Here is a 21,524-nt window from a genome sequence, read left to right as displayed (position 1 = left end):
GAAAGGGCCGTTCAAGGGGCACTTCCCGCTCACACGGGCCGGATTCGTGAACCGGCCTTCCGCGGTGTGCTCTTCAGGTCTATGGCCGGAGGGCGGGCGGAGTCAAGGCAATCTGAAATGAATCACGAATTTCGTCCTGATCCATACTTTCCGTCCTGCTCATGCCTTTTGACCTTGCTTTCGCAATGCGCCCACTCGATTCTTCCGAAGCGCGGGACTTTTGGGTCCCGTGGGTCGGTGCATACGGATTCATGGAAGAGAGGCAGACGATGTCGCCTCGCGTTCAACTCGTGTTCAGACATGGGCGGAAGCGTGGCGCCGACCGAGGTCCGCCACCCTCCACGGCACACCCACCGTCACAGGAGACACGCATGTCGCTCACCCGCAGGGATTTCACCGCCAAGTCCGCGATGACCGGTGCCGGGGTCGCGCTGGCGGGCAGCGTCGGCGCCCTCGCCACCGCGCCCAACGCCCTCGCGTCCACCGACACCGACAGCGAGCAGTCCGCGGCCGAATACGGACACGGACACCAGCACCCCGGCGTCGGCTACGGCCCGCTGCTCGCCGACCCGGACGGCCTCCTCGCCCTCCCCGCCGGCTTCAAATACCGCGTCATCACCCACAGCGGGAAAACCAAGCTGGAGTCGGGCGAGTTCACCCCCTCCAACCACGACGGCACGTCCACCTTCGACGGCCCGCGCGGCGCCACCCTCCTGGTCAACAACCACGAGCTGGCCGGCCCCCGCGCCCAGTGGCCCCACCCCGTCCCGCTCACCGAGGGCCTCGTCTACGACCCCGCCGCGGCCGGCGGCTGCACGGTCGTCGAGGTCCGCCGCGACCACGTCGCCGAGTGGGTCGGCATCGCCGGTACCGCCACCAACTGCGCGGGCGGCAACACCCCTTGGGACACCTGGCTCACCTGCGAGGAGACCGAGGACAAGGCCGGCACCAACGGCTTCACCAAGGACCACGGTTACGTCTTCGAGGTCGACCCGGTGGACCGCCGCGCCAACCGGAACCCCAAGCCCATCAAGGCACTTGGCCGCTACGCCCACGAGGCGGTGGTGGTCGACCCGAAGCGCGGCCACCTGTACCTGACCGAGGACGCATCGGGCCCGAACGGCCTCCTCTACCGCTGGACCCCGCCGCAGCACTTCCACCACGGCCGCGGCAAGCTCCGCACCCTCGCCGACGACGCGGGCGTCCTCCAGGCCTTCAAGTGCTTCGACTCCGGCGGCAAGTTCGTCGACGACCTCTCCCGCGCCACGAAGATCGGCACGGTCTACGGCGTCGACTGGGTGACCGTCCCCGACCGCGACGCGAAGTCGGTGTCGGTCCGCAAGCAGTTCGCCACCGGCGAGATCACCCGCGCCCGCAAGCTGGAGGGCATGTGGTGGGGTGACGGCGGCACGTACATCGTCTCCTCCTTCGCCCGCACGGAGAGCCCCGTCCAGCACGACGGCGCCGTCTGGTTCTACGACCCCAAGCGCCGCACCCTCACCCTCAAGGTCCTGATCGGCGTGAACCCCGACCCGTCCGTGGACGGCGCGTTCGACGGCCCCGACAACATCACCGTCTCGCCCTACGGCGGCCTCGTCATCGCCGAGGACGGCGAGGGCGTCCAGCACCTGTTCGGCGCGACCGACAGCGGCCGCACGTACCCGATCGCCCGCAACGAACTCAACATCGGCACCCAAGAGAAGCCGGAGTACAGCGAGTTCACCGGCGTGACCTTCTCGCCCGACGGCAAGACCCTGTACGCGAACATCCAGACTCCGGGGATCATGCTGGCGATCACGGGACCGTGGAAGCGGCAGAAGCGCGGCTGAACTCCCGCGCGTATTTAATTGGTTGGCCCTTCCAGAGCTGTGCCTCCTACTCTGAGATCACAACAGCACGCACCTCCCGGTGCGAAGGCGGCGGTTACTTCGCTGAAACCGAACAAAACACCGCAGCCGTTCTTGATCTCGGGAGGCGCAGCTCATGGTGGGTGCCCGGTGCGCAGGCAACGGTTACTTCATTGGGCCAGACGGTTGCGGGTTCGAGTCCCGTCATCGACTTCCGGTCGGTGTAGCTCAATTGGGTAGAGCATCTGATAAGTCCGTCGCCGCTTTCTGATCTCGGGCATCCACCTTTCGCTGCGTCTTCCTCCGAAAAAACCTGGTTCCGAGGAACAAGGGACAATGAATTCGGGGGGAATTCACCATGCCGCGTTTCAACACCAAGGCGGCGAAGGCCCAGCCCACTTCGCGGGTCACCTCCACGGGCCGAGTGCTCCGTACCTACCAGGGCGGCCGGGGCAGTGAGCGCGACGCGCGCTCCGAGCTCTTCCTGCTCGCCGTCGCCAACTTCGTTTCCCAGCAGACCTTCTACGAGTCCGGCGCCGACCGCGACGACCGCTTCGCGACCCTCGTGCGCGAACTCGCCGTCACCGACCCGACCTGGACGGCCGGCCTCATCGGCTGGCTGCGCGGCGAGGGCAACCTCCGTACGGCCGCCGTCGTGGGCGCCGCCGAGTACGTGAAGGCCCGCCTCGACGCCGGGGCCACCGACGGCCCCTCGAACCGGCAGGTCGTCGACTCCGTGCTCCGGCGCCCGGACGAGCCCGGCGAGTTGCTCGCGTACTGGACCGCGCGCTACGGCCGTGCCATCCCGAAGCCCGTCAAGCGCGGTGTCGCCGACGCCGTACGACGTCTCTACGGCGGCAAGTCGCTGCTCAAGTACGACACCGCGGCCAAGGGCTACCGCTTCGGCGACATCCTCAACCTGGTGCACGCGGCGCCGGACCCGGACAAGGCGTGGCAGGGCGAGCTGTTCCAGTACGCGCTGGACCGCCGGCACCACCCGGACACCGCCGTACCGCCCGCGTCGAACCAAGTCCTCACCGCGCACCGCGAGTTGATGGCGCTGCCGGTCGAGCGGCGGCGCGCTGTCGTCATGGCGGCCGACGGTGCCGAGCGGCTCGCGGCGGCCGGGATGACGTGGGAGGCGCTGGCCGGCTGGCTCCAGGGCCCGATGGACAAGGCGGCCTGGGAGGCGGTCATCCCGTCCATGGGTTCGATGGCGCTCGTCGGGAATCTCCGGAACTTCGACGAGGCCGGGGTCTCCGACGAGGTCGCGGCCCGGGTCGCGACCAAGATCAGCGACCCGGCGGAGGTCGCGCGCTCGCGGCAGTTCCCGTTCCGCTACCTCGCCGCGTACCGGCACGCGCCCTCGCTGCGCTGGTCGTACCCGCTGGAGCGGGCGCTCGGCCACTCGCTGGCCAACGTGCCCGCGCTGCCGGGCCGCACGCTGGTGCTCGTGGACCGCTCGGGCTCGATGTTCTACTCGCGGCTGTCCGACCGTTCGGAGCTCAACCGGGCCGACGCGGCGGCGATCTTCGGCACGGCGCTCGCGCTGCGGACGGCGGACGCTGACCTCGTCGAGTTCGGCACCACGAGCAAGCGCCTCGACTTCGGCGCGGGCGAGTCGGTGCTCAAGATCCTGGGCCGCTTCGGCGACCTGGGCGGCACCGACACCACCTCGGCGGTCCGCTCGCACTACCGGGGCCAGGACCGGGTGCTGATCATCACCGACGAGCAGACTTCGTACAGCCACTACGGCGACCCGACCGAGCAGGTCCCGGCCCACGTGCCGGTCTACACCTGGAACCTCGCCGGGTACCGGGCGGGCCACGGTCCGTCCGGCACGGCCAACCGGCACACCTTCGGCGGCCTCTCGGACGCGGCCTTCCGGATGGTGCCGCTGCTGGAGTCGGCCCGGGACGCGGACTGGCCCTGGGCGGCCTGAGAGCGGAGGAGTGGCCCGCACTTCCACGGGACGTGCGGGCCACTCCCATGTCCGAGCGGGCGCACCCTTGTCCGACGGGCGATTGACATCTAACATTTCAGTTCATGAGCGCCCTGCACCCCGTCCCGCGCACCCTCCTCCGCGACCGCGCCTACGAAGCGATCCGCGACGCCATCGTCACCGGTGACATCGAGCCCGGCGCGGTGGTGCGGGACGCCGATCTCGCCGAGCGGCTCGGGCTGTCGCGGGCGCCGGTACGCGAGGCGTTCTCGCGGCTGGTGGAGGAGGGGCTGCTGGAGAGCAAGCCACAGAGCTACACCCGGGTGACGCCGGTCGTGGCCGCCGAGGTGCGGGACGCCGCCGCCGTGGTCGGGGCCATGCACGAGTTGGTGACGCGGGTCGCCGTACCCCTCCTTCGGGACACGGACGTTGACGTGATGCGCGCGGCCAACGACCGGTTCGCCGCCGCCGTGGCCGCCGGTGACGTGGACGCGGCCCTGCGCGCCGACGACGAACTCCACGACGTACCGGTGCGGGTGAGCGGCAATCGCGCCGCCGCCGCCACCATCGCCCGCTACACCCCGCTCATCCGCCGACTGGAGCGACGACGCTTCGGCGAGGGCGGCTCATGCCGCTCGGCCGGACTGCACGAGCGGCTGATCGAGGCCTGCGCCGAAGGTGACCCGGACGGTGCGGTCCGCGTCACGGCCGACATCTGGCACACCCTCGCGGACCTGGCCGACGCCGACTGACCCTGGAGACCTCATGTCCCTTTCCTCGTACGACCGTTACCCCCTCCTCTTCGGCCCCTCGCCCGTCCACCCGCTGGAGCGCCTCACCGCGCACCTCGGCGGCGCCGCCCTGTGGGCCAAGCGCGAGGACTGCAACTCCGGTGTCGCGTACGGCGGCAACAAGACCCGCAAGCTGGAGTACCTCGTCGCCGACGCCCTCGCGAAGGGCTGCGACACCCTCGTCTCGATCGGCGGCGTGCAGTCCAACCACACCCGCCAGGTCGCGGCCTGCGCCGCCCGCGCCGGGCTCAAGTGCGTGCTGATCCAGGAGAGTTGGGTGGAGTGGCCCGACTCCGTCTACGACAAGGTCGGCAACATCCTGATCAGCCGGCTCGCCGGAGCCGACGTACGGCTGGTGAAGGCCGGGTTCGGCATCGGCTTCAAGGAGAGCTGGGAGCAGGCGCTGCGGGAGGTCGAGGAGAGCGGCGGCAAGCCGTACGCCATCCCGGCCGGCGCCTCCGACCACCCCCTCGGCGGGCTCGGTTTCGCCAACTGGGCCCACGAAGTCGCCCAGCAGGAAGAGGAGTTGGGCGTCTTCTTCGACACCGTGGTGGTGTGCTCGGTGACCGGCTCCACGCAGGCCGGCATGGTCGCCGGGTTCCGGTCGATCGAGGAGGCGGGCGGGCGCGAGCGCCGGGTGCTCGGCATCGACGCCTCGGCGAAGCCCGCCGAGACCCGCGAGCAGGTGGCCCGCATCGCCCAGGGCACCGCCCAACTGATCGGCGTCAAGCGTGAGTTGACCCTGGACGACGTCGAACTCGACGACCGCTACCACGCCGGCGTCTACGGCATCCCGGACGAGACCACCCTGGAGGCGATGCGCCTCGCCGCCCGCACCGAGGGGATGGTCACCGACCCCGTGTACGAGGGCAAGTCCATGGCCGGGATGATCGACCTGGTCGCCCGCGGCGAGATCACCGCCGACTCCACCGTGCTCTACGCCCACCTCGGCGGCCAGCCCGCGCTGAACGCGTACAGCGCCCTGTTCTAGGGAGCCTTCGCGACAGCCCTCCCGGCCCCCTCGGCCTTCCTGCCGGTGATCACGAACGCCGACACCAGCAGCGCCGTCAGGGCGATCAGCGCGCCGACGCCGAACGCCCGGGCCGAGCCGTGGACGAGGATCTCGGACGGTGACCCGGTCGCATGCCGGGTCGCCGTGCCGAACACCGTGACCAGGATGGACAGTCCGAGGGTGCCGCCGAGCCACTGCAGGGTCTGGAGGAGACCGGACGCGGCGCCCGCCTCGCGGGGCTGGATGCCCGCGAGGATCGTCGCGTTGAGCGGCATGAAGCTGAGACCGACGCCCACGCCGAGCAGGAGCAGCGGGCCCAGCAGACCGGTCAAGTAGCCGTCGTCCGGGCGGAGTTGCGACAGCCACGCCGCCGATACGACGAGCAGGGCCATGCCGGTGAGCAGGACCGGCTTGGCGCCCAAGCGGGCCAGCAGGCGCGGTACGAAGCGGACGACGGTGAACATCACCAGGGTCATCGGCAGGAACGCGAAGCCCGCGCGCAACGGGCTGTAGTCCAGGACCCGTTGGCTGATCAGGGTGAGGAAGTAGAACGCGCCGAACATACCCGCCGGCAACAGCAGGACGCCCGCGTAGCCGCCCGCGCGGTTGCGGCTCGCGAACAGCCGCAGCGGCATGATGGGTTGGGCGGCACGGGACTCGACCAGCGTGAATCCCGCCAGCAGGGCCGCCGCGAAACTGAACCCCAACTGCGCCTGCGCATCGCCCCATCCGTCCGACGAGACCCTGATGAACGCGTACACCAGCGAGGTCATCCCGGCGGTGCCGGTGAGCGCACCCGCCGCGTCGAACTGCCCTGCGTGACGCGGGGTTTCGCCGACGAAGCGAGGGAGCGCCAGGGCCACGACGACACCGATCGGCACGTTGATCAGCAGGGACCAGCGCCAGGACGCCCAGGAGGTCAGCATGCCGCCGATGACCAGGCCTATCGAGGCGCCGATGCCGGCCATGGAGGTGTAGATGCCGAGCGCGTGGTGACGGCGCGGGCCCTCCGGGAAGTTGGTGGTGATCAGGGCGAGCGTGTTGGGCGCGATGAGCGCGGCACCCACACCCTGCAGCGCGCGGGCCGCGAGCAGCCAGGCGCTGTCGGTCGCGAGTCCGCCGAGGAGCGACGAGGTCGCGAAGAGGAGGGCGCCGATCGTGAGCGTACGGCGGCGGCCGGCGATGTCTCCGACCCGGCCGCCCAGCAGAAGCAGCCCGCCGAAGGCGAGCGTGTAGGCGTTGAGGACCCAGGACAGCCCGGTGGGGCTGAAGCCGAGATCCTTCTGGATGTCGGGCAGCGCGACGTTGACGACGGTGGAGTCGACGCCGACCATCAAGTAGGCGGTCACGACGACGAAGAGGACGGTGCCGAGCCTGGCGGGTCGGGGTGGTGCGGAGAGAGCATCGGCGGTGGTGGACGGTGCGGACGGGGTGGACATGGAGTTCTCCCGGTCTGGCGTCCCCGCGTGAAGAGCATGCGGGCAGCACGGACTGCCCGGCGACGAACACAGCGGTAAGCGGGGACTGTCTCCGTTTAGTACTCGGTAAGATACGGAGACAGTCCCCGGTTCGCAAGGAGTATCTGGATGGCGCAGGTCAGACCCATGCGCGCGGACGCCCGGCGCAACTATGAGCGGCTGCTGAAGGTGGCGGCGGAGGCTTTCGCCGAGCACGGGGAGAACGCGTCCCTCGACGACATCGCCAAGCGCGCGGGCGTCGGGTCAGGGACGCTGTACCGGCATTTCCCCACCCGGCAGGCGCTGCTGGAGGCGGCCTACGTCGACCGGATCGAGGCGCTCGGGACCCGCGCCGACGAACTCGCGAAGGAACTGCCCCCGGGCGAGGCGCTGGCCGAGTGGCTGTACGAGGTGTGCGTCGGCACGATCCAGGTGCGCGGCATGAAGGCCCTGCTGGGCTCGGCAGTGACGGACGGCGCCAATCTCGCGCTCACGGCCTGCGGTGCGCATATGAAGGGCGCGGCGCAGCGGCTGGTGGAGGCGGCGCAGCGGGAGGGGACCCTGCGTCAGGACATCGAGCCGATCGAGGTCCTGCGACTGGCCCACGGGGTGTCCACGGCCTCGGAGTTGGCGAACGGGCAGGGGAAGTACATCCGCCGCTATCTGTCCCTGCTGGCGGACGGGCTACGGCCCGCCGCCCAGTCGGAGTGAACGCCGGGCGCCCCTCGGGAGGGGCGCCCGCAGCGGTCGTAGGACTGTGTGTGGTGGTTACAGCGCCTGGGCCGCCGGCTTCACCATCCCCCTCACCGTGCGGGACTTCACGAAGTCGCCCATCGCGGTCATGTCCCACTCGCCGGTGAACTGCTTGACCAGCTTGGCCATCATGACGCCGGTCTGGGACTCGGCGTTGGTGAGGTCGAAGCGGACCAGTTCCTCGCCGGTCGCGGCGTCCAGGAGGCGGCAGTAGGCCTTGGCGACCTCGGTGAACTTCTGGCCGGAGAAGGAGTTGACCGTGAAGACCAGGCCGGTGACCTCCTGGGGGATGCGGCCGAGGTCGACCACGATCACCTCGTCGTCACCGCCGCCCTCGCCCGTGAGGTTGTCACCGGAGTGCTTGATCGCGCCGTTCAGAATCGACAGCTTGCCGAAGTAGCAGCTGTCGACGTGGTTGCGCTGCGGGCCGTAGGCGATGACCGAGGCGTCCAGGTCGATGTCCTTACCGCCGTACGCGGGCTCCCAGCCGAGGCCCATCTTGACCTGGGAGAGGAGCGGGCGGCCACCCTTGACCAGGGACACCGTCTGGTTCTTCTGGAGGCTGACGCGGCCCTTGTCGAGGTTGATCTTTCCGGCGCCGAGCGGCGGTGCGGCGGGCGGCGGCGGGGGAGTAGCGGCAGCCTGCGGTACGGGAGGCGTCACCGGGGTCTGCACCGTGGGGGTGGGCGGGGCCACCGGAGCCGGTGCCGGAGCCGGCTCCTCCACCGAGACGCCGAAGTCCGTGGCGATGCCCGCCAGGCCGTTCGCGTAGCCCTGGCCTACCGCGCGGGCCTTCCAGACGCCGTTGCGCAGATAGATCTCGACGACCACGAGTGCCGTCTCGGCGCCGAGCTGCGGGGGCGTGAAGGTGCCCAGGACGCTGTTGTCGTCCGCGTCGCGGATCGTGGCCGTGGGTTCGATGCCCTGGAAGCTCTGGCCGGCCGCGTCCGGACTGGCGGTGACGACGATCTTCTCGATGCCCGGCGGGACGGCGCCGGTGTCGACGGTGATCGCGTCGGGTGCCGTACCGCCGCCGGAGCGGTAGGTCACGCCGGGGCCCGTCGGCTGGTTGTAGAAGATGAAGTCGTCGTCGGAGCGCACCTTGCCGTCGCCCGTGAGCAGCAGGCCCGATACGTCGAGCCGCACCGGGGCGGCGACGTCCACCGTCACGCGCGCGGCGGAGAGAGGGATGTTCGAGCCGGGGGTCATAGCTGTCATGACTCGTGAACGACCGAGACCATTTTGCCGTTCCCTTACCAAGCGACCAATTGGCCAACTCTTGGCACCACCGGCTCGAAACCGCCCTTGATCCCTCCTGCGGACTCTCCTGATCCCTTCTGCGGACTAGGGAATCACCACGATCTTCCGGCCCACCCCCGCCGCGAACTGCTCCAGCGCCTCCGGATACCGCTCCAGCTCGATCCGGTCGCTGATGAAGATCTCCGGGTCCAGGACGCCGTTCGCGAACAGCTCCGCCGCCCGTTCGAAGCTGTGCAGCACCGCCATGGAGCCGGTGATGGTGATCTCCTGGTTGTAGATGCGGTACGGGTCGATCGACACCCGGGTCGCGTAGTCGGCCACCCCGAACTGGAGGAACGTGCCCGCCTTCGCCACCCGCTCCAGGCCGTCCTGGATCGCCGCCGCGTTGCCGGTCGCGTCGACGACGAGGTCCCAGCCCTGCGGCCGGTCCAGCTCGTCCGCGTTCGCCGCGGAGCCGGAGACACCGAGCGTGCGGGCGGTCTCCAGGCGGGCCGGGTTCAGGTCCACGATGTCGACGCTCGCCGCGCCGGTGCGCTTGGCCAGCTCCAGCATCATCAGGCCCATGGTCCCGGAGCCGTAGATCAGAACGTGTGCGCCGAGGCGGGACTTGAGGACGTCGTAGCCGCGCACCGCGCACGAGAGCGGTTCCACGAGGGCCGCGTCCTGGGTGCGTACGTGCTCGGGGAGCTTCACGCAGTTCGCCACCGGGGCGAGTGCGTACTGGGCCGCGCCGCCCGCCGTGGTGACGCCGATCGCGGCCCAGCGTTCGCAGAGGTTGTTGTGTCCGTTGCGGCACTGCCGGCACTCGTAGCAGTAGAGGGATGGGTCTACGGCCACTTGGTCGCCGACGGAGACCTCGGTGACCTGGGTGCCGACCGCGACGATCTCGCCGGCGAACTCGTGGCCCGGCACGATCGGCAGCTTGGGCGCGAACTCGCCCTGGAGGATGTGCAGATCGGTGCCGCACAGCCCGCAGGCGGCGACCTCGACGACGACCTCGCGGGGGCCCGGCGTCGGGTCCGGGACCTCGGTGACGACGGCGCGGCCCACGGACTCGATGACGGCGGCCTTCATTTCACGGCTCCCAAGGAGAGGCCCTGGACCAGCTTGTCCTGGGCGGCGAACCCCGCGGCGAGCACCGGCAGGGAGATGACGAGCGACGCGGCGCACACCTTCGCCAGGAACAGGCCCTGGCTGGTGATGAAGCCGGTCAGGAACACCGGGGCGGTCTCCGCGACCACACCCGTGAGGACCCGGGCGAACAGCAGCTCGTTCCAGCTGAAGATGAAGCAGATGAGGGCTGTCGCGGCAATACCCGGGAGGGAGATCGGGGCCACCACGCGCGCGAGGATGGTCGGCAGCCGGGCGCCGTCGATCTGTGCCGCCTCGATGACGGCGACCGGGACCTCGGCGAGGAAGGACTGCATCATCCACACCGCGATCGGCAGGTTCATCGAGGTGTAGAGGATGACCAGGAGCCAGATGTTGTCCAGCATCCCGGCGTTCTTCGCGAACAGGTAGATCGGCAGCAGGCCGGCCACCACGGGGAGCATCTTCGTGGAGAGGAAGAAGAACAGGACGTCGGTCCACTTCTTCACCGGGCGGATCGACAGCGCGTAGGCCGCCGGGAACGCCAGCAGCAGCACGAAGACCGTCGAAGCCACGGACGCGACCAGCGAGTTGACCAGCGCGGGCCAGGGGCTCGCGCCGCCTCCGGTGCCGAAGAAGTCCCGGTAGCCGTCCAGGGTGAGGGCGGCCCCGAAGGACGGCGGGTTGGTCGCCGCGTCCGTCTCCGAGTGGAAGGACGTCAGCGCCATCCAGGCGATGGGCAGGAAGAACACGATGCCGAGCAGCCAGGCCACCAGGCCGAGGCCCGCTCCTTTGCGGCGGGCACGCACGCGTACGGCGACACTGCTCATGCGTGGGACGCCTCCTCACGGAACAGGGACGACACGACGCGCAGGGCGAAGGTCGCGATGATGATCGAGCCGATGACGACCAGGACGCCGGCCGCCGAGGCGAGGCCGTTCTCGTGGGCCTGGTAGAAGCTCTGGTAGACGGTGTAGGGCAGGTTGGCGGTGCCCAGGCCGCCCGACGTGATGGTGAAGACCGCGTCGAAGTTCTGGACGATGTAGATCGAGCCCAGCAGACCGCCGAGTTCGAGGTAGCGGCGCAGGTGCGGGAGGGTCAGATAGCGGAAGACCTGCCAGTCGTTCGCGCCGTCCACCTTCGCGGCCTCGATCTGCTGCTGGTCGCGGCTCTGCAGCCCGGCCAGCAGGATCAGCATCATGAACGGCGTCCACTGCCACACGAGCGACGCTTCCACGGCGAGCAGCGGAGTGTTGGAGATCCAGTCCGGCTGTGGGCCGCCCACATAGTGCAACAGCCCATTGAGCAGGCCGTATTCAGGGTTGTAGAGCACATGCTTCCAGAGCAGGGCCGCGGCCACCGGCACCACCAGGAACGGGGCGATCAGCAGCGTGCGGACGAAGCCCCGGCCGCGGAACTTCCGGTCCAGGAGCAGCGCCAGCAGCAGTCCCAGGACCAGGCTGGCCAGCACCACCGCCACGGTGAGCAGGATGGTCGTCCACACCGAGTGGCGCAGGTCGGCGTCGGTCAGGACCTGGTGGTAGTTGTCGAGACCGGTGAAGTGCCGGGCCTTCGGGTAGAGGGCGTTCCAGTCGAAGAACGAGATCACCAGCGTGGCCACGAACGGGAGTTGGGTCACGACGATCATGAAGACCAGGGCGGGGAGCAGTGGGGCACGGGTGGCCCAGGCGCGCAGCTTGTCCGATGGCTGTCGCGCGGTGCGGGTCGGAGTGGCGGCCAGAGGGGCCGTTGTCGTGGCGGTCATCGTCCCTCGTACTCCTTGGAGATCTGCTCGGCGAGTTTCTGGGACTTCTTCAGGGCCGACTCGACGGACTGCCGTCCGGCGATGGCCGAACTGATCTCCTGCGAGACCTTCGTACCGAGGTCGGTGAACTCGGGGATGTCGACGAACTGGATGCCGGGCGCGGGCCGCGGCTGCACGCCGGGGTCGTTGGGCTTGGCGCCCTCGATGGCCGCCTTCGTCATCTCCTGGAAGGCGGCGGCCTCCTTGACGTAGTCCGGGTTCGTGTACGTCGAGGCGCGCTTGCCGGCCGGCACGTTCGACCAGCCGTCCGTGTCGCCGACCAGCTGCTCGTACTGCTTGCTGGACGCCCAGGACACGAACTTCCAGGCCTTGTCCGAGTTGTGGGACGCCTTCTGGATGCCCCAGGCCCACGTGTACAGCCAGCCGGAGGACTTGGTCTTCTCGACCGGCGCGGGGACGTAGCCGATCTTGCCCTTCACCGGGGAGCCCTTGGCCTCCAGCGAGCCCGCCGCCGAGGTGGCGTCGTACCACATGGCGACCTTGCTCTGGGTGAGGTTGTTGAGGCACTCGGCGAAGCCGGACTGGGCCGCGCCGGACTCGCCGTGCTTGCGGACGAGGTCGACATAGAACTGCGTCGCCTTCTCGAACGCCGGGGAGTCGAGCTGTGCCTTCCAGTCCTTGGTGAACCAGGTGCCGCCGAAGGTGTTCACGACGGTGGTCAGGGGCGCCATCAACTCCCCCCAACCGGGCAGCCCGCGCAGGCAGATGCCCTTCATGCCCGGCTTCGCGCCGTCGACCTTGGCGGCCAGGTCGGCCACCTGGGTCCAGGTCGGGTGCGCGGGCATCGTGAGGTTCTTGGCGGCGAACACGTCCTTGCGGTACATCAGGAAGGACGACTCGCCGTAGAACGGCTGCCCGTAGAGCTTGCCGTCGTCCGCAGTCAGGGACTCCCGCATCGGCTTGAGGATGTCCTGCTCGTCGTAGGCCGGGTCCTTCGCGACGTACGAGTCCATCTCGTGCAGCCAGCCGTTGCGGGCGTAGATCGGGATCTCGTAGTTGGAGAGCGTCGCCACGTCGTACTGGCCGGCCTGGTTGGCGAAGTCCTGGCTGATCTTGTCGCGGACGTCGTTCTCAGGTAGCACCGTGAAGTTGACCTTGATGCCGGTCTCCTTCGTGAAGTGCGGGGCCAGCTTCTGGAGTTCGGTCATCTGGGGGTTGTTGACCATCAGGACGTTGATCGAGTTGCCGCCGGATCCGGCGCCGCCCGCTCCGACCCAGCAGCCGGAGAGCAGCGGGGCGAGCAGCGTCCCTACGGCGGCCAGGGCGAGCGTGGCTCGCGGCGGCCGTCGTCGGCTCTGGGTTCGCATGGATCGCTCCTGCAGTAAGGGGAGTTGGACTTATGGGGTGACAAAGGCGTCGCCGGGCATGGCTGCGCCCTACGTAGTGACTCGGTTGGAATTCCAAACGGCGTTCTGGACGCTCGTGACGCTCTAGACGCGTATGACCTGTGGCCCCAGCAACGAGTAGCGGTGGGCTTCGGCCGACGGGAGCAGCGTGCTCGTGACGATCGTCTCCAGGGTGCCGATCTCGGCGAACCTGCAGAAGCTGACCGCCCCGAACTTGGTGTGCACGCCCGCGAACACGGTGCGCCGGGCGGCGCGGATGGCCTGGGCCTTGACCTCGCTGACGGCGGGGTCGGGTGTGGTCAGGCCGTGTTCGCGGGAGATGCCGTTGGCGCCGATGAAGGCGAGGTCGAGGACGAAGCCGGCGAGCATCTTCGTCGTCCAGTGGTCCACGGTGGCCAGGGTGCCGTGCCGGACCCGGCCGCCGAGCAGCAGTACCGACGTGTTCTCCGACTCGGCGAGCACGCCCGCCACGGGCAGGGACGCGGTGACCACGGTCAGCGGCCGGTCCCTGGGCAGCGCCTCGGCGATGAGCTGTGGGGTGAAGCCCTCGTCGACGAAGACGGTCTCGGCGTCCCCGAGCAGCTCGGCCGCGGCGACCGCGATCCGGCGCTTCTCCGGGACATGGCTGGTGGCGCGGAAGGCGAGCGTCGTCTCGAAACCGGCGCTCTCCACGGGGTAGGCGCCGCCATGGGTCCTGCGGACCAGCCCGTGGTCCTCCAGGGCGCGCAGATCGCGCCGTACGGTCTCCTTGGCCACGCCCAGCTCGGCGGCGAGCGCGGTGACGTCGACCGAGCCGGTGCGGCGCGCGGCCCGCACGATCTCCCGCTGACGCTCCTCCGCCGAACTCGTGCCCATGGCCGACACCGCCTTCCCGCTCATCCGGAGTACTGCCCGTTCGGGCCCGGTGCGACCCTTGGGGGAAGTTCTACAGCGGGTGCGCGGCACTGACCAGGCCTGTTGCACGCCCGATGCTGCCCGTGTGTGACCGTATGCCGGGCGCTGTGCCCGTCGCGGACCTGCGCGGCTGTGCGCCGGGGCGTGAGATCGGGCAGCGTCCGTGCCCGAACATGCCTGCGGGCGGGCCCGTTCGGTGCCCGCCCGCGTCTCCGGAGTGCCTTTTCCCGTCGGTACGACCGGATGTACGGCCCGTGTCAGTACGGCCCGTGTCAGTACCGCCCGTATCGGTACCGCCCGGGTCAGTACGGCCAGATCGGCGGGTCGTTCACGAAGTGGCCACCGAGATAGGCGTGTGCCTCGACGTCCGGCCGGAGCTCGCCCTGTTCGGCGACGATCTTCTCGGCGTACGGCTCGGAGTCGTCCTGGGGTTCGTAACCGAGCGCCCGCGCGGTCGACAGGTCCCACCACAGGCGGGTGTTGGCGGAGGAGCCGTAGACGACCGTGTGCTGGACGTTCTCGGCGGTCAGGGCCGCGTGGAAGAGGCGGGCGCCGTCGGCCGGGCTCATCCAGACGGACAGCATGCGCACGCTGCTGGGCTCGGCGAAGCAGGAGCCGATGCGGACGGAGACGGTCTCCAGGCCGTGCTTGTCCCAGTAGAGCTGCGCCAGGTCCTCGCCGAAGGACTTCGACAGGCCGTAGAAGGTGTCGGGGCGGTGCGGGGTGTCGATCGGGATGAGTGGGTCTCCGGCTCGGGGCCTCGGGGTGTAGCCGACCGCGTGGTTGGAGGAGGCGAAGACGACGCGGGGGACGCCCTCCTCGCGGGCGGCCTCGTAGAGGTTGTACGTGCCCTCGATGTTCGACTTGAGGATCTTGTCGAAGGAGGCTTCCAGGGAGATGCCCGCGAGATGGATGATCGCGTCGACGCCCCGCACGGCTTCGCGAAGCGCCGCCCGGTCGGAGAGGTCGGCGGTGATCGCGTCCGGCTCGCCCTCGATCGGGCGGAGGTCGAGCAGCCGCAGCTCGTAGCCGTAGGAGGGGAGCAGGTCCCGCATCAGGGTGCCGAGCCCGCCTGCGGCGCCGGTGAGCAGAACGGTGCGGGGAGCGGGCATCCTCGGTCTCCTTGGGATCGACAGTGGATGGCTGACCTCATCCATGAATGATATTCACATGCATGGACACGCTAAGGATCGCCCGCCATGCCCGTCAAGTGTGGCGTGGACCTGGGAAATCCGCTTCCTTCTTGCTCATTTGCCTGCTTGACCCACCCTGAGGCAGATCCTTAGGGTGGGGCTGTTCAGAAATGTAGACGTTGATCAGAAGAACGTACGCGCTTGTTTCAAGGGAGAGCCCGTGACGCCAGCCCCTCTCGCCGACCGGCTCAGTATCCCCAGCGGGCCGCTGTTCTTCCCCGTCACCGCGTACGGCCCCGACGGCTCCGTCGATCTCGATGTCTACCGCGCGCATGTCCGCCGGGGCGTCGAGGCCGGGGCCGCCGCCGTGTTCGCGTGCTGCGGCACCGGGGAGTTCCACGCGCTGCTGCCCGAGGAGTTCGAGGCGTGCGTGCGGGCCGCCGTGGAGGCGGCCGAGGGCCGGGTGCCGGTGGTCGCGGGCGCGGGCTACGGCACCGCGCTCGCCGTACGGTACGCACGGCTCGCGGAGGCCGCCGGGGCGGACGGGCTGCTCGCCATGCCGCCGTACCTCGTGGTCGCCGGGCAGGAGGGGCTGCTGCGGCACTACCGCGAGGTGGCCGCGGCGACCGCGCTGCCCGTCATCGTCTACCAGCGCGACAACGCCGTCTTCACGCCCGCCACGGTGGTCGAACTCGCCCGCACCGAGGGCATCATCGGCTTCAAGGACGGGCTCGGCGACCTCGACCTGATGCAGCGGATCGTGAGCACGGTGCGCGCCGAAGTCCCGGGCGACTTCCTCTACTTCAACGGCCTCCCGACCGCCGAACAGACCCAGCTCGCCTACCGGGGCATCGGTATCACCCTCTACTCCTCCGCCGTGTTCTGCTTCGTCCCCGAGATCGCGCTCGCCTTCCACCGCGCGCTGGCCACCGGCGACGACACCACGGCGAACCGCATCCTGGACGGCTTCTACCTGCCGTTCGTCGAACTGCGCGCCCAGGGCCGCGGTTACGCCGTCTCGCTCGTCAAGGCGGGGGTGCGGATGCGGGGGTTGGATGTCGGCGAGGTCCGCCCGCCGCTGACGGAACCGACCGAGGACCACGTCAAGCAGCTGGCCCAACTCATCGAGCGCGGCTACGCGTTGATCGAGTCGGAGGTCGAGTCGGAGGTCGAGCCGGAGATCGAGTCACAGGTCGCATCGCGGATCGAGGAGGGCGCGTGAAGGCGTCGGCGTTCGTCTATCCCTGGGACGTCAACGGCGACCCGGAGGCGGGCGCCAGGATCGCCCAACTCGGCGTCCAGCAGGCGACCTTGGCCTCCGCGTACCACTCCACGCGTGCGTTGACCCCCCGCCACCCGCGCCACCGCATCGTCACCGCCGAGCACGCGGCCGTCCTGTACCCGCCGGACACCCGTTGGCGGGGACGGGAGTTGAAGCCGAACCCGTCCGGCGACTGGGCGCCGGGCGACGCCTACGGCGAGGCCGCCACGGCTCTCGCGGACGCGGGCCTGGAGGTACACACCTGGGTCGTCCTCGCCCACAACTCCCGCCTGGGCGCGGACCATCCAAGCACCTCCGTGGTCAACGCCTACGGCGACCGCTACCCCTGGGCCCCCTGCATCGCGCAGCCCGCCACGCGCACGTACCTCGTCGACCTCGCCGCCGAGGCCGCCGTACGCCCCGGCGCACGCGGCACCGAACTGGAGTCCCTCGGCTGGTACGGCCTCACCCATCTCCACGCCCACGACAAGACGGCGGGAATCCCCCTCGGGGACGCCGGCCAGTACCTCATGTCCCTGTGCTTCTGCCCGACCTGCCAGGAGGGCTACGGCGAACAGGGCCTCGACGCCGAGGAGTTGGCGGCGACGGTACGCACCGCGCTGGAACCGGTGTGGCAGGGCGCGCCCTCCGACGGCGGCTGGGCGGGCGTCGAGAAGCTCCTCGGCGACACGAACGCGACGGCCACACGCGCGTGGCGCGACGACCGCGCCCGCACCCTCCAGGAGACGGCGGTCGCAGCGGTCCGCGCGGCCGCACCCGCCGACTTCCAGGTACTCCTCCACGCGGACCCGGTGTCCTACCACTGCGGCGCCAACGCGGGCGTGGACCCCGGCCACATCCTCTCGGTGGCCGACGGAGTGGTCGTTCCCTGCACGGGCGGCACGGGCCTCCTGACCCCGTTCGCCGAACAGGGCGTGGACGGGGCCGTGTTGGCCGCCAACTTCACGGTGGTCTCCGGGATGGGGGGTCGGCCGGGGGCGCTTGCGGCGGACGCCGAGCGGGCTCGGGGGCTCGGGGCGACTGAACTGCGGCTGTATCACGCGGGGTTGGCTTCGGAGGGGGACTTGGTGGAGGTTCGGGGGGTGTTGGGCGGGAGCTGAGGTGGGGGTGGGCTCGGAGTGGGCAAGGGCGGCGGTGCGTCCGGTGCGGGCTGCGTTGGGGACGAGGTCGGATCAAGCAGTGCCGGAGTCTCGTGTGGCCCAAACGGCGCCGGAGACGGACCGGGTGCGGGCAACGCCGGAGACGCGTCCGGATCAAGCAATGCCGGAGACGCGTCCCGTGCCGGCAACGCGAGAGACGTGCCTGGTGAACGCAGCGCCGGAGATGTCCCCGTCCCAAGCGCCGCCAAGAGCAAGCCCGTTGCGAGCAACCCCACGCCGATCAACACCAACAGCACCCGGAAGTCGGCCAGTTCGACAAGCGCCGCCCCCGCCCCCAGCCCGATCACGTTCGGTGTGAAGATCAGGGTGTTGGCGGTGGCGGTGGCCCGGCCGAGTAACGGGCCCGGCAACTCCCGCTGCACTGCGGTGAATGCGGCGATCAGTACGCACGGGAGCCCCAGCCCGATTGCAGCGCTGCTAGCCAGGATCACCGGGTCCGACGGCACCGCACGCGCGGCGACCCCGGCCGCTGTGAGCACGATGCCGGCCGCCCCGAAACGCCGCTCACCGAGCCGTCGTAGGGCGGGACCGGAGAGCAGTCCGACCGTCACCGAGCCGGTGCCCTGGGCCGCGTACAGCACGCCCGTGTAGGCCGGGTTGTGTCCCAGGGCGGCGACGATCGCGTAGGTCGTGGAGCTGCTCAGGGAGGCGAGGAACATCGTCGCCCCGCCTGCCAGGACGAGCGGGCGTAGGAGGGGATGCGCCCACAACTCGCTTACGCCCTCGGCGGTTTGGGTCCGCCAGGTGTCGGTGGTGCGCTGCGGTCGTTCCTCCGGCGCGTGGATGAGCAGCCACAGGGCCGCCGCCAGCGCGAACGTGACCGCGTCCAGGCAGGCGACCGCAGGCCCGCCGAACGCCGCGTACAGACCCGCGCCCGTCAGGGGCGCGACCAGTTTCATGCCTTCTACGGCCGTCATTCGCAGCCCGTTGAAGTCGCCGAGGAGATCGCGGTCGACGACGGTGGCGAGGAGGGCCGACTCGGCGGGGTCCTGGACGACGACGGTGGTGCCGTAGACGAAAAGGACGGCGAAGAGGAGCCACAGGTCGGCGCGGGAGTGGACGGCGAAGAGGGTGAGGAGGAGGGCGGCCAGGCCGAGGTTCGTCCGGATCAACAGGGGCTTGCGGCGGACGCGGTCGGCGATCGTGCCGAGGGCCGGGCCGAACAGGGTCGGGGCCCACACGGTGAAGGTGCAGAGCGCGGCGAGGCCGTTCGAGGCGGTGAGGTCCTTCACCCACACGCCGGCCGCGAGCCCGAGCGCGGACGTGCCGAAGGCGGACACGATCAGGCCCACGAGATACAGCCCCGCGTTGCGGTCCCGCAGGATGCGCGGCACGGTCCAGTTTGTCGTCATGCCTGGTCATCGTGGGTCTAAGGCGGGGGTGGCGGCATCGGGCAGGTGCCGTAGAAACGCGAGGTGGTGGGGGCGTGGCGGGGGTGCGCGATGAGTTTCGGGCCTGCCGTCGGTCTACCTCATGAGGGGAGTTCGCCGCCCTTCCGATTCCCTTCAGCCCTGTCTTCACCCGCTGTTTTCAGCCCTCCTCCAATCCGCCCTCGATCTCCTGAGGAGATTCGCATGACCGACGACACGATCCTCGACCTCGGCCCGCAGACCCGGGTCATCGCGCGGCTCGCCGAGGGGGTGACCGACGAGCAGTTGGCGGACGGGACGCCGTGTCCCGAACTCGCCGTACGCAACATGCTGGGGCACGTGCTCGGCCTGTCCGTCGCCTTCCGTGACGCCGCCCGCAAGGACCTGGGCGTCACGACCGACACCAACCCGGGTGCTACGGCCCCCGACATCGGCCCCGGCTGGCGCGAGCAACTCCCCAAGGTTCTCGACGACTTGGCCGAGGCCTGGCGCGACCCGGCCGCCTGGACCGGCATGACCCGCGCGGGCGGTGTGGACCTCCCCGGCGCGGTCGCCGCGGCCGTCGTCGCCGACGAACTGGTCATCCACGGCTGGGACTTGGCGGTCGCCACCGGCCGCCCCTACGACCCCGACCCGGCCGCACTCCAGACGTCGTACGGCTTCCTCCTCGCGGCCACGCAGGACCCGACCCGCGGGGGCGGCATCTTCGGCCCGGTGGTCCCGGTACCGGACGAAGCGCCGCTGCTGGAAAGGGCGTTGGGGCTCAGCGGGCGCGACCCGGGGTGGAAGGCATAGCGGGAGCCGGGGGAGGCCAACGGGCGGAGCGGGCCGGGGTGGTGTGCTTCGACGGGGAGAGCAGCGCGCCGAGACGCCGTAGGCCACTCGGGCCCTCGCGCCCGGGAACCCACTGCGACGGTGATGTGCAGCTCGGAGTGGCTGCACCTGTCTCGCGCCCCGGGGTACCCGGTCCGCAGCAATGTGACAGTCGAAGCGGAAGTGTCACATTTCGCGGACCCACCTCCCCCTCCTGGCCCGGCCTCCGGTCCTGCCTCCTCGGGAGGCTGGGGTCCTTTCTAACCGGTCAAAGGTCGCGACAATGGTTAGATTTACCCCCAGCTTCCAACAACCACCCACTCGGAGTCGGCTGCTAGGCCGAGACCCCGCAGGTCACTCAGACCTCCGCGTCAGGGACTCCCGTGCCACAGCCAGCCAGCCAGCCAGCCAGCCAGCCAGCCGGCACGCCCGTGAGCCGAGACGGCGTAGTTCACTCAGGCCCCCGCGTCCACGACCTGGCCGCAGCCAGCCAGCCAGCCCGCACTCGCAGCCCGGCGCCAGAACACTGGCGAGTCGAATCGCCTTAGATCGCTCACTCCCCGTGCCTGGGCCTCCGCGCCGCAGACAGCCGCCCCCGCACCCCGACGCTGGCGACCCCGCCTCGCGCCGAAACGCCATAGGCCACCCAGCCACCCCGAGCCACGCCCCCCGAAGCCGAACCCCGTCGTACGTCGAGCGCCCCGAATCCAACCCCCATAGCCCACCTCACCCCCCGCCCCCACACACCACCCCGAAACATGAGCGCCGAGGGCCCCGCAACCGTACTCTTCCCCACCATGCCTCTCAGTCTGACCGTCCTCGGCACAGCCTCTCCGCATCCGCGCCCCGGCCGCCCCTGCTCCGGGTATCTGCTGCGCGGCGGCGGGGCCGAGGTGTGGCTGGACGCGGGGACGGGCACGTTCGCCGAGTTGCAGCGGCACACGGATCCGGCGCGGCTCACCGCGATCTGGATCTCGCATCTGCACGCCGACCACTGCGCCGATCTCCTCGCGGCGGCCTACGCGTTCGCCTACGGCGGGATGACCCCGACCTCCCCGATCCCGCTCTACGCCCCGCAGGACTGCGCCCGCCGGCTCGCCGGGTTCTTCGGACAGCCGGACGTCCGGTTCCTGAGCGGCGTCTTCGACTTCCGGCCGCTCTACGACGGCCACGCCGTCCGGCACTGGAACCTCAGGCTCACCGCACGCGCCGTCGTCCACGACACCGAGGCGTACGGGCTGCGTGCCGAGTGCCAGGGGAGTGTGCTCGGGTACTCCGGGGACAGCGGACCCTGCGAGGCGCTGTCCGAACTCGCGGGCGGCGCCGACGTGTTCCTCTGCGAGGCCGACATCGACCGGCATCGCGAAGGCGAACGCCAGGTCCACCTCACGCCCGAGGACGCGGGCGCCTGCGCCAAGGGCGCGCGCGAACTCCTCATCACCCACGTGGGACCCACCCTCACCCGCGAAGCCGCCCTGGAACGCGCCGCCGCGATCTTCCCCGGCCGGACCTCCGCCGCGCTGGAAGGCGTCACCAAGACCATGTGACGC

17 protein-coding genes and 1 pseudogene are annotated in these 21,524 nt (G+C 70.1%); 9 read left to right on the top strand and 9 right to left on the bottom strand.

Features of this window, described 5'->3' with window-relative positions:
* Window positions 1–371: 371 nt before the first annotated feature.
* From OG407_RS14235 to OG407_RS14220, 4 genes are all read left to right on the top strand, one after another.
* Window positions 372–1,829 carry an alkaline phosphatase PhoX gene (locus tag OG407_RS14235; RefSeq protein WP_405858172.1) on the top strand — a complete coding sequence of 486 codons (1,458 nt, stop codon included), beginning with the start codon at window positions 372–374 and terminating at the stop codon, window positions 1,827–1,829.
* Between the two features lie 376 nt (window positions 1,830–2,205).
* Entirely contained in the window at window positions 2,206–3,789 is a 1,584-nt protein-coding gene (locus OG407_RS14230; protein ID WP_405858171.1) for a TROVE domain-containing protein, read from the top strand.
* Between the two features lie 104 nt (window positions 3,790–3,893).
* Window positions 3,894–4,541, top strand: coding sequence for a GntR family transcriptional regulator (locus OG407_RS14225; RefSeq protein WP_405858169.1), 648 nt, complete (start codon window positions 3,894–3,896; stop codon window positions 4,539–4,541).
* Between the two features lie 13 nt (window positions 4,542–4,554).
* The gene (locus OG407_RS14220; protein WP_405858167.1) at window positions 4,555–5,571 is read left to right on the top strand and encodes a 1-aminocyclopropane-1-carboxylate deaminase; all 1,017 of its coding nucleotides are present in this window, start codon (window positions 4,555–4,557) and stop codon (window positions 5,569–5,571) included.
* Here OG407_RS14220 and OG407_RS14215 read toward each other — a convergent pair.
* Window positions 5,568–7,031 (bottom strand): MFS transporter, encoded by a 1,464-nt coding sequence (locus OG407_RS14215; RefSeq protein ID WP_405858165.1) that lies wholly within the window; start codon window positions 7,029–7,031, stop codon window positions 5,568–5,570. The genes OG407_RS14220 and OG407_RS14215 overlap by 4 nt on opposite strands.
* A 147-nt stretch (window positions 7,032–7,178) precedes the next feature.
* On the opposite strand from OG407_RS14215, the gene OG407_RS14210 reads away from it, so the two are divergent.
* Window positions 7,179–7,760 (top strand): TetR/AcrR family transcriptional regulator, encoded by a 582-nt coding sequence (locus tag OG407_RS14210; RefSeq protein ID WP_405858163.1) that lies wholly within the window; start codon window positions 7,179–7,181, stop codon window positions 7,758–7,760.
* Window positions 7,761–7,817: 57 nt separating this feature from the next.
* Here OG407_RS14210 and OG407_RS14205 read toward each other — a convergent pair whose 3' ends face one another.
* From OG407_RS14205 to OG407_RS14175, 7 genes are all read right to left on the bottom strand, one after another.
* Complete coding sequence (locus OG407_RS14205) at window positions 7,818–9,011, bottom strand: TerD family protein (protein WP_405868400.1); 1,194 nt, start codon at window positions 9,009–9,011, stop codon at window positions 7,818–7,820.
* Window positions 9,012–9,146: 135 nt separating this feature from the next.
* Window positions 9,147–10,136: a zinc-dependent alcohol dehydrogenase family protein gene (locus OG407_RS14200; protein WP_403599735.1), complete on the bottom strand. Its 990-nt coding sequence runs from the start codon at window positions 10,134–10,136 to the stop codon at window positions 9,147–9,149.
* Window positions 10,133–10,981, bottom strand: a complete 849-nt coding sequence (locus OG407_RS14195) for a carbohydrate ABC transporter permease (RefSeq protein ID WP_365309129.1) — start codon at window positions 10,979–10,981, stop codon at window positions 10,133–10,135. Before OG407_RS14195 ends, OG407_RS14200 begins: the two co-directional genes overlap by 4 nt.
* On the bottom strand, window positions 10,978–11,916 hold the full coding sequence (locus tag OG407_RS14190) for a carbohydrate ABC transporter permease (protein WP_405858160.1): 939 nt from the start codon (window positions 11,914–11,916) through the stop codon (window positions 10,978–10,980). The genes OG407_RS14195 and OG407_RS14190 overlap by 4 nt, the downstream gene beginning before the upstream one ends.
* On the bottom strand, window positions 11,913–13,283 hold the full coding sequence (locus tag OG407_RS14185; protein ID WP_405858158.1) for an ABC transporter substrate-binding protein: 1,371 nt from the start codon (window positions 13,281–13,283) through the stop codon (window positions 11,913–11,915). The genes OG407_RS14190 and OG407_RS14185 overlap by 4 nt, the downstream gene beginning before the upstream one ends.
* A 123-nt stretch (window positions 13,284–13,406) precedes the next feature.
* Window positions 13,407–14,177 carry a DeoR/GlpR family DNA-binding transcription regulator gene (locus tag OG407_RS14180; RefSeq protein WP_405868398.1) on the bottom strand — a complete coding sequence of 257 codons (771 nt, stop codon included), beginning with the start codon at window positions 14,175–14,177 and terminating at the stop codon, window positions 13,407–13,409.
* A 341-nt stretch (window positions 14,178–14,518) separates the two neighbouring features.
* Window positions 14,519–15,328, bottom strand: a complete 810-nt coding sequence (locus tag OG407_RS14175) for an NAD-dependent epimerase/dehydratase family protein (protein ID WP_405858156.1) — start codon at window positions 15,326–15,328, stop codon at window positions 14,519–14,521.
* Window positions 15,329–15,569: 241 nt separating this feature from the next.
* Here OG407_RS14175 and OG407_RS14170 point away from each other — a divergent pair, with 241 nt between their 5' ends.
* The gene (locus OG407_RS14170; RefSeq protein WP_405858154.1) at window positions 15,570–16,571 is read left to right on the top strand and encodes a 5-dehydro-4-deoxyglucarate dehydratase; all 1,002 of its coding nucleotides are present in this window, start codon (window positions 15,570–15,572) and stop codon (window positions 16,569–16,571) included.
* Entirely contained in the window at window positions 16,568–17,731 is a 1,164-nt protein-coding gene (locus OG407_RS14165; protein WP_405858152.1) for a hypothetical protein, read from the top strand. Before OG407_RS14170 ends, OG407_RS14165 begins: the two co-directional genes overlap by 4 nt.
* Before the next feature lie 161 nt (window positions 17,732–17,892).
* Here the strand turns inward: OG407_RS14165 and OG407_RS14160 are convergent.
* A pseudogene (locus OG407_RS14160) lies at window positions 17,893–19,143 on the bottom strand (MFS transporter); the annotation flags it as partial.
* A gap of 222 nt (window positions 19,144–19,365) precedes the next feature.
* Between OG407_RS14160 and OG407_RS14155 the strand changes: the two are divergent.
* Together OG407_RS14155 and OG407_RS14150 are read left to right on the top strand one after the other, a co-directional pair.
* Window positions 19,366–19,956, top strand: coding sequence for a TIGR03086 family metal-binding protein (locus OG407_RS14155; RefSeq protein WP_405858150.1), 591 nt, complete (start codon window positions 19,366–19,368; stop codon window positions 19,954–19,956).
* Window positions 19,957–20,771: 815 nt separating this feature from the next.
* Window positions 20,772–21,521, top strand: coding sequence for an MBL fold metallo-hydrolase (locus OG407_RS14150; RefSeq protein WP_329351239.1), 750 nt, complete (start codon window positions 20,772–20,774; stop codon window positions 21,519–21,521).
* Window positions 21,522–21,524 lie beyond the last annotated feature (3 nt).

The sequence above is a fragment of the Streptomyces sp. NBC_01515 genome (assembly GCF_045040345.1).
Lineage (GTDB): Bacteria > Actinomycetota > Actinomycetes > Streptomycetales > Streptomycetaceae > Streptomyces.
The sequence above is the reverse complement of the archived record's forward strand: the minus strand, read 5'-3'. Positions and strand labels throughout refer to the sequence as shown.